This window comes from Neobacillus sp. OS1-2 (genome assembly GCF_030915505.1).
GTDB lineage: Bacteria > Bacillota > Bacilli > Bacillales > Cytobacillaceae > Neobacillus.
The window spans coordinates 1,857,914-1,871,991 of record NZ_CP133265.1 but is presented as its reverse complement, the minus strand read 5'-3'; the positions used below and the strand labels follow the sequence as shown (position 1 = coordinate 1,871,991).

Genomic DNA, 14,078 nt, shown 5'->3' with positions numbered 1-14,078 from the left:
AATCAGATTCAATAGTTTACTGAAAGAGTGGAAGCATTCCTGTAATGAAGAGAGGGAGAAAAAATGAACGATAAGTCAAAATCGCGCTTATATGCCTTGACCTCTATTACATGTTTCGCATGGCTAGTTCAAGCAATGCTTCAAGATAGACAAAAAGGTCAAATGTGGTCGGTGTTAAATCTCATTTTTTACGGGTCCATTATTCTTGTCATTCTGTACACCGCATACTCTGCAGTGCAAATGTGGAGGATGAAAGAGAAATCTATAAAAAACGACGATAGAATGAATCAGGAACAGGTGAGAATAGAAACTGAGTGATTCTCTATGTCTATTTTTTCCACAAAAACAAGCACAGCACATCTCATGAATATGAATGAGATGTGCTGTGCTTTTTCTGTGCAAAGTCATTTTGGCCAATTGTGCGTTTGAAGATTATTCTACGTCTAATTCTTTCACCGTTTCCCCTTCTATCAACTCTGGCTGATAATAGGTTTCGTTTGGCAGGTCTTTTTTCCCCTGCAATCGTTTAATAACCCAATCAGCTGCATCACGTCCCATTTGTTCCTGCGGGTGTGTCAATGTGGTTAACTTGATATTTGCATTTTTGGCAATATAGGAATTGTCCTGGCCAATAATGGATAGTTTTTCCGGTACAGGAAGATCAATTTGTCTGCATACATTTGCCACTTCCAACCCTACCTCGTCGTTATAGCAAACAATGGCTGTTAGCATGTCTTTATTTTCGATCAGGAACTTCTTCAAGTTTCGGGACAGATCCGGCTTTGTCTCTGTCGTGAACGACAGCACTTGTTCCGGTTGAAAGCGCAATTTGGCTTCACCAAGCGCTTTGATATACCCCTTCATTCGATACTTACCTTGAAGGTCGTCTATTTTTGCAATAAGTCCAATTTGCATGTGGCCTTTTGAAATCAATTCCTTTGTTGCGAGATAGCTGGACTGGGTGTCATCGAGGCAAAGGAAGGGCAGATCCAATTCTTCATAAAATGCATTGATCATAATCAATGGAACATCATGTTCCTTGAACGATAGGTAGTAAGCAATATTGGGATTGTATTGATTGCTTTTCGTAGGTTCAATGATCAAACCATCCACACCATATGCCAGCATCATTTCCAAAGCCCTTTTTTCTTGTTCTACATCGTTATTGGTACTGGCTAGCAGCAACGAATAATTATCCTCTTTCAATCTGGTTTCAATTCCGCGAATAATAGATGGGAAAATGTAATCAGAAATGTAAGTCGTCATAACCCCGATGGTTTTATTCGTGGAACCTCTAGTGGATTTTGATTGATATTTGTTGCTGACATATGTGCCAGAGCCTTTTTCACTTCTTAGGAATCCCTCATTCGCCAGATCTAAAATGGCCTTTCGAACCGTGTGTCTGCTGACATTGTACTTTTCCTGCAGGACGGATTCTGTGGGGATTTGTTCGCCGATAATGTAATCCCCAGAAAGAATTTTACTTTTTATATCATCAATGATGACCTGATACTTTGTCTTCATTTCACTCACATCTTTCATAGTTGTTCATGTGCATGTAACTTGGAATATTTGTATGGACATATTTTATCATAGTTTTATGAAAACGAAAACATAATCCTAATTTTTGAAAAAAATTTGATGAAATATCAGTTAATTTAAGGATAACAGGGCATTTTTTTATTTGTAAGTACATGTGATACTTTCGGTTGACAAATGTACGCACAAAAAATATACTAGGTTTGTAAAAGGAAAGCTCCTTCGTAGTTTACAGATGATATTGAAACCGCTATCGGAGAGGGGATTAACGGTGAAGACGAATCGAACAAACATTAAACAAGCGATTACCACAGGAGAGACTTCTCTTGGAATCGAATTTGGATCCACACGTATTAAAGCGGTGTTGATTGATAAAAACTTTGAAACCATCGCATCTGGTAGTTATGAGTGGGAAAATCGCTTAGAAGATGGATTTTGGACTTACAACTTAGTTGATATTATTACAGGTTTGCAAACAGCTTATAGTGAAATGAAGCAAGAAGTTGAACGAAATTATGGTGTTACCATTCGAACCATTGGTTCTATTGGGATTTCTGCCATGATGCATGGGTATATGGCTTTTGATTACGCTGGTGAGCTGCTTGTTCCGTTTCGGACCTGGCGTAATGCAACAACCGGTGCCGCAGCAAAAGAATTAACCAATCTATTCCAATTTAATATCCCTGAACGGTGGAGTATTGCCCACCTTTATCAAGCCATTTTAAACGGCGAAAAACATTTGCCTCGCGTTGATTTTATTACCACTTTAGCTGGATACATTCACTGGCTGCTAACCGGTAAAAAGGCGATTGGCATTGGGGATGCTTCAGGCATGTTCCTGATTGATGAATCAACGCTGGATTACAATGAATCGATGGTCAAACAGTTTAATGATCATATTGCATCAAAGGGGTATCAATGGGAGTTGAGAGATATTCTTCCTCAAGTCTACATCGCTGGAGAACAAGCAGGTTCATTAACGGAAGTTGGAGCGAAGATTCTGGATCGTTCACAAAATTTACAATCGGGCATTCCATTTTGTCCGCCGGAAGGTGATGCCGGAACCGGGATGGTTGCAACGAACAGTGTGAGGAAACGGACCGGGAATGTTTCGGTCGGAACTTCTGTTTTTGCGATGATTGTATTAGAAAAGGAACTTTCAAAGGTATATCCAGAAATTGATTTGGTCACGACACCAAGCGGTAGCCCGGTGGCAATGGTACATGCGAATAACTGTTCAAGTGATCTTAATGCCTGGATGGGATTGTTCCGTGAGTTTTATGAGGCAATGGGACAAACGGTTGACACCAATAAGCTATTCGCGGTAATGCTGAATAAAGCACTCGAAGCTGACTCAGATGGCGGAGGCTTACTAAGCTACGGATATCTTTCGGGTGAAAATATTACTGGGTTGGAGCAAGGACGGCCGCTATTTGTCCGGACACCTGAGAGCCGCTTCAATTTAGCGAACTTCATGCGGACCCATCTTTATACTGCCTTTGGTGCTTTGAAAATCGGCATGGATATTTTAACAAAGAATGAAAGAGTGGAGATTGATAGTATTTTAGCTCATGGTGGTTTATTTAAAACCCCTGTTGTCGGCCAGAAAATGATCGCCGCTGCCATGAATACTCCCGTCACCGTTATGGAAACAGCTGGAGAAGGCGGGGCGTGGGGAATGGCCATTCTTGCCTCATACATGATGACCAAAGAGCAAAATGAAAGTTTAGACGACTTCCTCGACAAAAAGGTTTTTGAAGAGGTTGATAGGCTGGAAATTTTTCCTGATGGGTTTGATGTTAAAGGGTTTGAAGTATTCATTGATCGTTACAAAAAAGGCTTAGTGATTGAACAGGCTGCCGTTGAAAAATTGACGGTATGAGTGGGAAACGGAGGGGATCTGCATGTTAGATAGACTGAAAGAAGAAGTATTTCATGCTAATTTAGAATTACCAAAGCAAGGACTGGTCAAATACACTTGGGGCAATGCAAGTGGGATTGATCGTGATAGCGGATTGTTCGTCATCAAACCAAGCGGTGTTGATTATAAAAAAATGAAACCAAGTGACATGGTGGTTGTTGATTTAGATGGAAATGTTGTGGAAGGTGAGATGAACCCTTCATCAGATACAGCCACTCATGCTGTGCTGTATAGACATTATCCGGAAATTGGCGGTATCGTGCACACTCATTCAACCTGGGCGACTGTTTGGGCTCAAGCCGGTCTGGATGTTCCAGCAATGGGGACGACTCATGCAGACACATTCTATGGCTCCATTCCATGTGCCCGCTTTTTGACACAAGAGGAGATTGACCGCGGTTATGAAGTGGAAACCGGTAAAGTCATCATCGAAACCTTTGAAGAGCGCGGACTGGATATTTTAGCAGTTCCCGGTGTCCTACTGCATGGTCATGCGCCGTTTACATGGGGCAAGGATGTAAAAACAGCGGTAATGAATAGTGTAGTGCTAGAGGAAGTTTCGAAAATGAATTTATTTGCCCGACAATTAAACAGTTTTGCTGAATTATTACCGCAAAGTATTTTAGATAAGCACTATCTGAGGAAACATGGGAAGCATGCCTATTACGGGCAAAAATAACAAAAACCTATTAATCTACGAAAAGAGGATCCATTATGACATCAACAGGTAAAAAGGAATTTTGGTTTGTTGTAGGTTCACAGCATCTTTATGGGGAAGAAGCGTTAGCAGAAGTCAAAGCTCATGCGCAAACGATGACCGATGCCTTAAATGAAAGCGGTACCTTACCATATCTGATTGTATTGCAAGATTTAGCTGTCAGTGCAGATAAAATCACCAGTATTATGAAAGAAGTCAACTATCGTGACGAGGTTGCCGGTGTGATCACATGGATGCATACTTTCTCACCTGCAAAAATGTGGATTCGCGGTACAAAATTATTACAGAAACCATTGCTCCATCTAGCAACACAATTTAATGAAAGCATTCCTTGGGCTACGATTGATATGGACTTTATGAACCTAAACCAATCTGCCCACGGCGACCGTGAGTATGGTTTCATCAATGCCCGTTTGAAAAAGCAAAATAAAGTAGTGGTCGGTTACTGGCAGCGCCCTGAAGTGCAAAAGCAAATTGCCGAATGGATGGACGTAGCGGTTGCTTATAACGAAAGTTTTAACATCAAAGTTGCTCGCTTTGGTGACAACATGCGTAACGTTGGTGTTACTGAAGGAGATAAAGTGGAGGCACAAATTCAATTTGGCTGGACAGTGGACTACTTTGGTATTGGAGATCTGGTTCAATACGTGAATGCTGTTACGAACGAAGAAATTGATGCATTATTTGCCGAATATGAAAACCTTTATGAATTTGATTATGGTACTTACAGCAGGGAAGCTTGGGATGCAAGCGTAAGAGTTCAAGCGAGCTATGAAATCGCGATTAAACACTTCCTTGATGACGGCGGTTACAATGCCTTCACTACTAACTTTGAAGATTTGTATGGTATGAAACAGCTTCCTGGTCTTGCAGTTCAGCGTTTGATGGCGCAAGGATACGGCTTTGCCGGTGAAGGAGATTGGAAAACGGCTGCACTCGATCGTCTACTTAAAGTTATGAGCCGTAACCAATCAACCGGCTTCATGGAAGATTACACCTATGAATTAGCTTTGGGTCAAGAATCTGCTCTTCAATCCCATATGCTTGAAGTCGACCCATCTTTAGCAAGCAATAAACCAAAAATTATCGTTTCTCCATTAGGAATTGGCAATCGGGAAGATCCGGCACGGTTAGTATTTGACGGTAAAGCAGGAGAAGGTGTTGTTGTTTCAATGGCTGACTTCGGCACCCATTATAAACTTTTGATTAACGAAGTTTCGGCATTCGAGCCAACTGTGCCAGCTCCAAACCTTCCGGTTGCCCGCGTACTTTGGAATATTAAGCCGAACTTCCAGGATGGAGTAAAGGCTTGGATTGAAAATGGCGGCGGACACCATACGGTTGTTTCATTAAATTTAACAACAGACCAAATTGTTAGTTACGCAAAATTAGTTGATTTGGAGTATGTAGTGATTAGGTAATGCCTTAGCCATTAAGGTAGGCGTAAATTTCAATGCAAAGGGCAGCATTTAAAGTTGTTTATCTTAACAACATTAAAGCTGCCCTTCTTTTTTGAAGCTTCATTTTATTTTGCAATGCCGATAGAGGAGTTTTCGTATTGTCTGTCGCTTAATGCTTTCACAATAAAGTGTGCAACATCAGCGCGTGAAATTGATCTTGCCTTGTCTGGTACGCCATCTTTTGACTCCCTGTACTTTCCTGTTTCGGCATCATTCGTTAACCCCATCGGCCGAACGATCGTAAAATTCAATCCATGTGCTTGAATATCATCAACGGCATGGCGATGATCCGTCAGAGCATTTTTTAGCATTTTCATGACCATTTTCCCGCTAATACCTGGAATTTCATTGTTAATTCCCGCAGATGCTGTGTAGATGATTCGTTTGACATTATGTGCTTGCATTCCAGCTACAATATTTTTCGTCATCTCTTCAAGCTCCGTTGATTTTTTCATTCCTTGATTGGAGCCTAAACAGGACACGACTGCATCATGTCCTGCAATCGCTGCTGTGACTTCCTCTTTATTGAAGGCATCGCCCTGCAAAATTTGTAATTGCTCGTGAGCCAATTTAATCTTTGATGGAGTGCGTACAAATGCAGTTACCTTAAACCCCTTTTCTAAAGCTTGCTTCACGACATGTTGGCCCACGCCGCCAGTTGCACCAAATATAATAATTTTCATAACGCTCCTCCATTCCTTCTATTATCAGTATCAGCTCTACGATGCTTCATCAAAAAGTCACACTTTTTGCTGCAGGCCTCTGCTGCGAATAGGTTTTAAAATAATGGCCAATAGAACAACAAGCACTGCAATGACGACTGTCGAGTAGAATAATCCTCCATATCCATCTTGTGCAGCCATCAAGGTAATTTGATCTACACTTGATTGGATGACCTCTTTTAATGTTGGATCTTGAATGTGCTCCAATATTTTAGAGTAATCGGCACTCGATGAAGCACCAGTAGTAGGCATGTTGCTAACAACTTGTTGGAACTCTTGCATCGCTTCTGGGCTTATATCGGCCTTTTCCATTTTCTGCTGTAAAATCTTACTGAAATCACTTTGGAACAGACTTGGAAGCTGGTTAAACCCTCGTACTATAAATCCAGCATAAATAGATGGCGCAATGGTCATCCCAATTTGACGGGAAAGTGAGAGCCCAGCTAATGCTGTTCCTTTATCTTTTTCAAGACGCTCTGTCGCTAAAATATTCAAAGGAGCCCCTAAAAGGATCCCCATTCCAAGGCCGGCAATACAAGAAGAAATGATAAATTGCCATTTCAAATCAATCCATGTTGGGAATAACACAAAACCAATCGCCGTGATGAGGCCAGATAAAAACACAGCAAGTATCGGTCCCTTTTTATCAACAAGAATCCCGCCAAATGCTGCTCCGATACCAGATGCTAATGCCAATGGTGTCATCCAATAGCCAGAGTATTCTGCAGCAATTCCTAATACTTGCTCTGAAAATGAAGGAATGTAAATCATTCCTGCAAGTAATGCCCCCGATAGCGCTCCGATTAATAATGTCAGTAAGTAGGTAGGGCGGACTAGCAGGCTGACTGGTAATATCGGATCCCCATCGCGTTTTTCCAAATTGCGGTTAAAGAGGATTAATCCTGTAAATAAGGCAATTCCCGCGAGTAAGAAGCCATAAACATCAGGAGTTGCCAGGCTATCTAGTAAGGAGGTTCCTTCAATGTTTGTTAGACCGTACATGATACTAAGAACGGCTAATGATAAAAGAATCGTTCCAATTAAATCTAGTTTCCCAACAGAAGGTTCCTTCGTTTCCTGGATTTTAAAGGATCCCAAAATAATTAGAATCACGGCAATCGGCACATTTATAAGAAATAGAAAATGCCAATTATCTGTTATATCCAAAATAAAACTGCCGAGGTTTGGACCTAAAATTGCCCCTACCCCGTTCATCGCACCCAACATTCCAAGTGCTTTCCCTTGTTTTTCAGATGGGAATGTACTTAATACGTGGGAGCTGCCAATGATGAAGATTCCTCCGCCACCCATTGCTTGGATAAAACGAGCACTTAAATAAAATCCGAAGCTGGGGCTTAGCGCTACCAACAATGATCCAAGTCCAAATAAGGCTACTTCCACGATAAATAGTTTTTTCCGACCGTACCGATCAGAAATTTTACCTACAATGGGGATACTGATGGCTAAGCCAAGTGTATAGATCGTCACACCCCAAGCACCCCAGTTGGCAGAAACATCGAAGGAACTGTTAATCGTTGTTAAAGCCGCACTAATAATTCCGTTATCTAAAGCTGCCATAAATACACCGATACAAAACAATGTAATCGCCCAAGTTGAACTTGATGACTTATTACTCATGCTTTCATCTCCTTTTTGCCTTTTTGTTGATACGTAATCAGGTTTCTTTATTAAGGGTGACAAATGTGTCACTTTTAATAAGAAATAAGGGTATAACCTAAATCTTAAATAGATAAAGAGATTAATCTCACTGAATTTCCAACATGTTGTTGAATGATATGTGAATATCTTATAATCTGATAGCACTTAAAGCAATGAACAGAAATGAAAAGTTTGTTGTATTTTAAGAACTCTAATAGTCACGTGTGACTATTAAAAGTATAGTAGTATATTGTTGATTAGTCAATCATGACTATTTAATCAAAATGAGAATTTATACTTGGGATTCAAATAAAAAAGGAACCCTCGTTGGTTCCTTTGATTATTTTGGATATAAAATTTAATTCGAATGAACAAGATTTTGAATGGTATTTTCAAGAAAGGCAATTTCTGCTTCTAACATGGTAATCTTATGATTGACTGCAAGATTAACACCGAATCGTATTCCATGTGCAGGAGTTTGCTTAAATAGATCTATGAGTTTTTTATTTTTCTTTAGTCTTTCTTTCAAAGCTGGTACTGCTTGATCCATCGGAAGGAAATCAATAAACATTAACCCAATATCCCCTTGGTAATTAACACTTTCTGCTGAAGACAGATTATTCATTAGTAACTGGTAAAAATAAGTTCGGCCCTTTTCATTTATAGAGTACACTTTTCGAGTGGGCCTATTTCCTTCTTGTACGAAATGAATATCTATATAACCCTTTTGATTTAGTTTATCTAGAGTTGCATAAGCAGTGGGTTTTTTCATGTCTGTTACAGTACTTAAGTTTCTTTCAATGAATTCATTAATTTGATATCCGTGTTGACTTTGTCCCATTAGTAACCCAAGCAGAATGAGTGAGCGATGTTCCACAGAGATCCTCCTTTCTTTCAGCATTCTTTGTCTGTTCTATTCTCCCGTAAATTGTAGTTGTAGTCAATTGAGTTAGTACTTTACCAGTTAGTAGGACTACAACATAAATAAGGGACCAGCTTATTCAATGATTCCTGAACTTTTAAGGGTTTGAACTAGCAGGTCCTTAGGTTGAAAACCAGTGATCCTTTTTACCAACTGACCATCTTGAAAAAGTAATAATGTTGGTAAACCCATTACCTGAAACTCACTGATAAACTCCAGACTTTCATCCGCATTTACTTTTACAATTTTTACATCAAATTCTAAATCAATTTCCTCCAAAACGGCTCCAATTAATCTGCAAGGTGGACACCATGGTGCCCAGCAATCGACCAGTACAGACCGACTTGTTTGAATTTCCTTATAAATTTGCTGTCCCTCTGCTTGTAATAAACTCATGATTTTCTTCCCCTTTTCCAGTGTCTTTTGTATGTAGTATATGATGGGTTATACTATTAGTAAAATTAATACTTTGAATGATATAAATAAGGTATTACTAATGTATAAAGCTGAGGTGCTCCATGACTCTATTTCAATTAGAGGTTTTCGTAAAGGTAGTGGAAACAAAAAGTTTTACCAAGGCTGGTGAACAAATTGGACTCTCCCAGTCCGCCGTCAGTCAGGCCGTAGCTGCATTGGAATCAGCATTAAATGTAAAATTATTGAACCGAGGCAGAAACGGGATTACCCTAACCAAAATCGGCGAACGCATCACGGGTTGGATTCTCGAGTTAATCGCCATTAAAACCAAGATTATCAATGAAGCAACCGGAATTACCGAACTTGAATCAGGAACAATCAGAATTGGAAGTATTTCAGGTCTATCGTCGAAGCTATTACCGGGATTGATTAGTTCTTTTAAGAAGCGATTTCCTGGGGTAGAAGTGGTTCTCTATGAAGGGAGTGTGGAAGAAGTAAAAAATTGGCTTAAATTATCCGTAGTGGATGTTGTGGTGGTGACGGAGGAAAAGCGGGAATTTGAATTTATCCCCTTACTCCAGGATAAAATGGTCGTTTTTGTCCCGGAAGACCATCCAATGAGCCATCAATCAGTGATTCAGGTAAAGGATATTGCCAGTGAACCCTTCATCATGCCAAAGGAATGCAATCATGTTATTCGATCCATTTTTAAGGAACAGGGATTCTCTCCGAATGTTCAATTTGAAGTCAGTGACATTGCCACTATTATTGCCATGGTTCAGGAAGGAGTAGGAAATACGATTCTCCCGGAGCTTTCCATCCCTTCAGCCTTATCCAGAGTTAGGGCCTCGTATTTAAGCCCACAGGTATACCAGAATTTAGGCCTGGAGGCTCGATCGACCGAATTCACGAATCCCGCTCTACATGCATTCATTCACGAGGCGCAGGAATTCACAAAGAATTTTTCAATCAAATTATTTAATAGCTATCAATCTATTATTGTGCGAAAAGGATAGAGGGTTTTCATATACCGGTTCCTATCAATAAGTAGATCGTGTTCTTTATCTACCAAAAAAGTTACTTTGCATCTAATGCAAAATAACTTTTTTGGTTTTTTAAATTTAGTTTTTTTGCCCCCGAACTGGTTTGAAAATAGATAGTAGGTAAATGACTAAGCCTCCAATACCTATTCCTAAAATCGTGTTGAATGAACCACCAGTGTAAAAGCCGCTACCGAAGTAGAAAATTTCCCGTAACCCTTCAGAAGCAAAGCGAAGAGGTACCCATGGACGAATGAAGTCTACGAAGAAGCTTGGAAGCATTTCTTGTGGTGTCATTAGAACACCCATACCTAATAGCATAACCACCATGAATAATGTAATGGCTGGTTTGCCAATCCATGCTGTAATGGCTGATACTAATAGGTAGAAACAGAATGCGGCAAATGATACAAAGAATGCAACTAAGAAGTAGCTTGGCATGTTAATCCCAGCCATCTGTGCAAGCGTTGCAACCGTAAAGCCAGAGAATAGTGCAATAATAACGCCGAATAAAACTTGGCCGCCCATTAGGCGTACTGCTTGTTTACGTGTTAACAATTGATTCTTAAAGATGTTTGATGTTGCTAAAAACACAATGAAACCACCGATTAGTGCACCAACCCAAGCGGGCACCGCCATTAATGTTGGCGCACTCCCATTTGCTGTAGAGGCCGTAATGGCGTTGAATACTTTTTCTTCAGGTACAATCGGGTTCACAAGTACAGATGCTTGGTTCGCATCCAGTTGCTGCCCCTGCATTTGTGCGATAAAGTTCTTAGAATATTGGTTACTTAATTGCGTAATGAAACCGTTTAAAGCCGTCTTCGCATAGTTTGCACCAGTCATGTTAAAACCTTGGTTAATATATACCTTCAAAGTTGCAGCAGCGTTGTTAGTTATGGCGTTTTGTAGTCTATCATTATAACCTTCAGGAATAACTAAAGCAGCATAGTACTTTTTATCATCAAATAAATCTTCAATATCTGCTTCTTTTTCATTTGTAAAAGCTAACATTGGTTCCTTGCCATCAATGCCTTTACTCATTTGTCCAATGGCTAATTTTACAGCGTCTACATGATCGCCCTCATCATTCACTATAAGTGCAACGGGAAGATTCTTCACTTGTGGATTTCCTTGCGCAAATAAGTTTAAAGAGAATAGTGCGATGATCAATATTACAGCAATGGGAGCTGCCCATGCTAACTTTTCTTTAAATAATATCACTTAATTTCACTCCCTCTGAATTTTCAACATGTTGTTTAGTAGTACATAGATATCTTATAATCAGGGAGTATCTAAAGCAATGAACAAACGTACAGAGGTTGTTGTATTTTGAGAAGAAGGTGATGTATTGAGTATTTATATAGAGAAGAATCGGAAAACGAAGGAGCTAATTCAAAGGTCATTTTTGCAAATATTAGAGCATAAGCCGTTTGAATCGATTACGATAGGCGATATTACGAAGATAGCACAAATCAATCGCGGGACATTTTATTTACACTTTATTGATAAATTCGATTTACTTGACCAAATAGAGCATCAGTTGTTTGCAGAGATAGGAAATCATATTGACGAATTACAATCTCGCTATTCCTCTACTCAAACACTTGAAAAAGAACAAGAGCATTTGGCCGCTACGTTATTCAGCGTGATTGAATTACATTCGCCAATATTGAGGATATTTTTAAGCAATCATGGCAGAGCAGGTTTTCACATTCGACTTAGAGATGCCTTTTCAGAAAAAGTGCGTGTTAATTTAGAGAAAAATAAAAGTATTAATGCCCATTTAAACGTTCCACTGGAATATTTTTTATCCTTTATCACGTCTGCTTTTTTAGGATTAATTGAACAATGGGTTCAAAATGGTTTAGATAAAACCCCTCAAGAAATGACCAGCCTATATATTGATATTATTTCCTTTATTCAAAAGAGATAAACGGTCAGATTCTAGGGAGAAAGTATCTAAAAGAAGACAAGAGATACCTGGAGAAGTGGAGTAGCGGAAAGTCTTACATTAAAGTAAGGCTTTTTATTTTGAACAAAGGGATTTTGAGTGGAATTTCACTGTAAGAGAAACATAAATAATTGAGGTTGAAACATACTAAGATAGAAAAGTATTACACTTTTATTGGGGATATGGTGGATAGATGTTCAAAAAACGAATCCGACAAAGAAAACCAATTACATATGAAACAAAGGAGGAATCGATTGGTAAGGTTCTTGAGAAGGTAAAAAGGTCCAGTGACTTTTCTAGTTTTTATCCCGTAGAGTCCAATCACTGTGTACGTATTAGTTACTTTCAGACGTTAATTGATACGAATTTACTTCATCAATCGGTCCTCCCTAATTTAATAGAAAAAATAGATTCAATCAAAGACCTTCATGATATTAAGAAGCTGATTCCTATTGAAGGGATAAAGATTTCAAGTGATGCCACAGAAGTTGGCAACCGCCTCCATGAAGGATACGCCGTTATACAGTTACAGGACAATCTAGAAGATTGTGCCCTCCTTAGCCTCGGAAACAGCCGACTCGGGAACCGTGAAACCAATGAAACGGAAAATGAATTTAGTGTGATTGGCCCTAAAACGGGATTTATCGAGGATCTCAATACAAATCTTCATCTAATAAGAGGCGGGCTCGTAACAACCAATCTCATATTTGATGAGATGGAGGTGGGAACAAGATCGAAAACGAAGGTTGTAGTTGCCTATTTAGAGGGAGTTACAAATCCGGAATTTGTTCAGACAGCTAGACAACGGATATCAGATCTTGATATTGATGTATTATACGATAACACCCGATTGGAACAATTAATCTCGGACCACGTCAACACCCCATTTCCGTTATATATCACAACCGAAAGGGTAGACAGAGCGATTTTCGCTTTAGTACAGGGGCAAGTGGCTATCATTAGCGATAAATCGTGCTATGTTGTGACGGGGCCAGCAAACCTTATGGATTTTTTTTCATCTCCCGAAGATTTTTATCTCCCTTGGATTGTTGGGACATTTTTTAAACTCATTCGGATCATTGGTATGCTGTTTTCGGTTTTTTCGACTCCTTTTTATGTTGCCATTTTAACTTTCCACTTTGAGGTGGTACCGAAGGATTTATTGGGGCCGATTGTTTATTCAAGAGCAAATGTTCCTTTTCCGCCAGTAGTAGAAGTTCTGTTTTTAGAATTAACTATTGAATTTTTAAGAGAAGCGGGTGCAAGGCTGCCAACGAAAATTGGGCAGACACTTGGGATTGTCGGGGGAATTGTCATTGGTCAGGCAACCGTTGAAGCGGCCTTAACCAGTAATATCTTATTAATTATTGTCGCTTTATCAGCCCTATCGTCCTTTACGACCCCGATTTATAAAATGTCAAATGCAATAAGAATTCTGCGGTATCCTTTTATTGTACTCGCTGCCCTGTATGGGGGATTTGGTATATATCTTGGTGTCATTCTTTTAATTGGGCATTTGATGCGTCTTAAATCATTTGGCAGTCCTTACATGATTCCATTATTCCCCTACAGAAAGGGCGGTTTTAGTCAATCATTTACGAGGCTGCCGTTTCCCTATATTCATAAGCGTCCTTCGTTTCTAAGACCCTTAACCCGGAAAATGTATGATCCAAAGACTAAACAGGACCCCGAGGAAGGCCTGAATACTGAATAACCTTGAGGAAAG

At 39.7% G+C, this 14,078-nt stretch carries 13 protein-coding genes; 7 read left to right on the top strand and 6 right to left on the bottom strand.

Translation table 11 applies throughout. The annotated features are described in order from the left end of the window. The first annotated feature begins 63 nt into the window (after positions 1 to 63). A complete protein-coding gene (locus RCG19_RS09150) occupies positions 64 to 318 on the top strand; it encodes a hypothetical protein (protein WP_308110603.1) in 255 nt (84 codons plus the stop codon). 114 nt (positions 319 to 432) lie between these two features. Here RCG19_RS09150 and RCG19_RS09145 read toward each other — a convergent pair whose 3' ends face one another. Then, entirely contained in the window at positions 433 to 1,524 is a 1,092-nt protein-coding gene (locus RCG19_RS09145; RefSeq protein WP_308110602.1) for a GntR family transcriptional regulator, read from the bottom strand. 286 nt (positions 1,525 to 1,810) lie between these two features. Here RCG19_RS09145 and RCG19_RS09140 point away from each other — a divergent pair, with 286 nt between their 5' ends. From RCG19_RS09140 to araA, 3 genes are read left to right on the top strand one after another with little or no spacing between them, the layout of a single operon-like run. Further along, positions 1,811 to 3,421, top strand: coding sequence for a xylulokinase (locus tag RCG19_RS09140; RefSeq protein ID WP_308110601.1), 1,611 nt, complete (start codon positions 1,811 to 1,813; stop codon positions 3,419 to 3,421). Positions 3,422 to 3,443: 22 nt separating this feature from the next. Continuing rightward, entirely contained in the window at positions 3,444 to 4,139 is a 696-nt protein-coding gene (locus RCG19_RS09135) for an L-ribulose-5-phosphate 4-epimerase (RefSeq protein WP_308110600.1), read from the top strand. 35 nt (positions 4,140 to 4,174) lie between these two features. Then, positions 4,175 to 5,599: an L-arabinose isomerase gene (gene araA, locus RCG19_RS09130; RefSeq protein ID WP_308110599.1), complete on the top strand. Its 1,425-nt coding sequence runs from the start codon at positions 4,175 to 4,177 to the stop codon at positions 5,597 to 5,599. A 104-nt stretch (positions 5,600 to 5,703) separates the two neighbouring features. Here the strand turns inward: araA and RCG19_RS09125 are convergent, their stop codons facing one another. The 4 genes from RCG19_RS09125 to RCG19_RS09110 form a co-directional block, all read right to left on the bottom strand. Further along, positions 5,704 to 6,321: an NAD(P)-dependent oxidoreductase gene (locus RCG19_RS09125; protein WP_308110598.1), complete on the bottom strand. Its 618-nt coding sequence runs from the start codon at positions 6,319 to 6,321 to the stop codon at positions 5,704 to 5,706. A 57-nt stretch (positions 6,322 to 6,378) separates the two neighbouring features. Beyond that, a complete protein-coding gene (locus tag RCG19_RS09120; protein WP_308110597.1) occupies positions 6,379 to 7,998 on the bottom strand; it encodes an MFS transporter in 1,620 nt (539 codons plus the stop codon). Positions 7,999 to 8,377: 379 nt separating this feature from the next. After that, complete coding sequence (locus tag RCG19_RS09115) at positions 8,378 to 8,896, bottom strand: PadR family transcriptional regulator (protein WP_308110596.1); 519 nt, start codon at positions 8,894 to 8,896, stop codon at positions 8,378 to 8,380. Positions 8,897 to 9,016: 120 nt separating this feature from the next. After that, positions 9,017 to 9,337 (bottom strand): thioredoxin family protein, encoded by a 321-nt coding sequence (locus RCG19_RS09110; protein ID WP_308110595.1) that lies wholly within the window; start codon positions 9,335 to 9,337, stop codon positions 9,017 to 9,019. Between the two features lie 122 nt (positions 9,338 to 9,459). Here RCG19_RS09110 and RCG19_RS09105 point away from each other — a divergent pair, with 122 nt between their 5' ends. Next, entirely contained in the window at positions 9,460 to 10,374 is a 915-nt protein-coding gene (locus tag RCG19_RS09105; protein WP_308110594.1) for a LysR family transcriptional regulator, read from the top strand. 105 nt (positions 10,375 to 10,479) lie between these two features. Here the strand turns inward: RCG19_RS09105 and RCG19_RS09100 are convergent, their stop codons facing one another. After that, a complete protein-coding gene (locus RCG19_RS09100) occupies positions 10,480 to 11,622 on the bottom strand; it encodes a YhgE/Pip domain-containing protein (RefSeq protein ID WP_308110593.1) in 1,143 nt (380 codons plus the stop codon). Between the two features lie 127 nt (positions 11,623 to 11,749). On the opposite strand from RCG19_RS09100, the gene RCG19_RS09095 reads away from it, so the two are divergent. Beyond that, a complete protein-coding gene (locus tag RCG19_RS09095; protein ID WP_308110592.1) occupies positions 11,750 to 12,334 on the top strand; it encodes a TetR/AcrR family transcriptional regulator in 585 nt (194 codons plus the stop codon). Between the two features lie 211 nt (positions 12,335 to 12,545). Beyond that, the gene (locus RCG19_RS09090) at positions 12,546 to 14,066 is read left to right on the top strand and encodes a spore germination protein (protein ID WP_308110591.1); all 1,521 of its coding nucleotides are present in this window, start codon (positions 12,546 to 12,548) and stop codon (positions 14,064 to 14,066) included. The last annotated feature ends 12 nt before the right edge of the window (positions 14,067 to 14,078 follow it).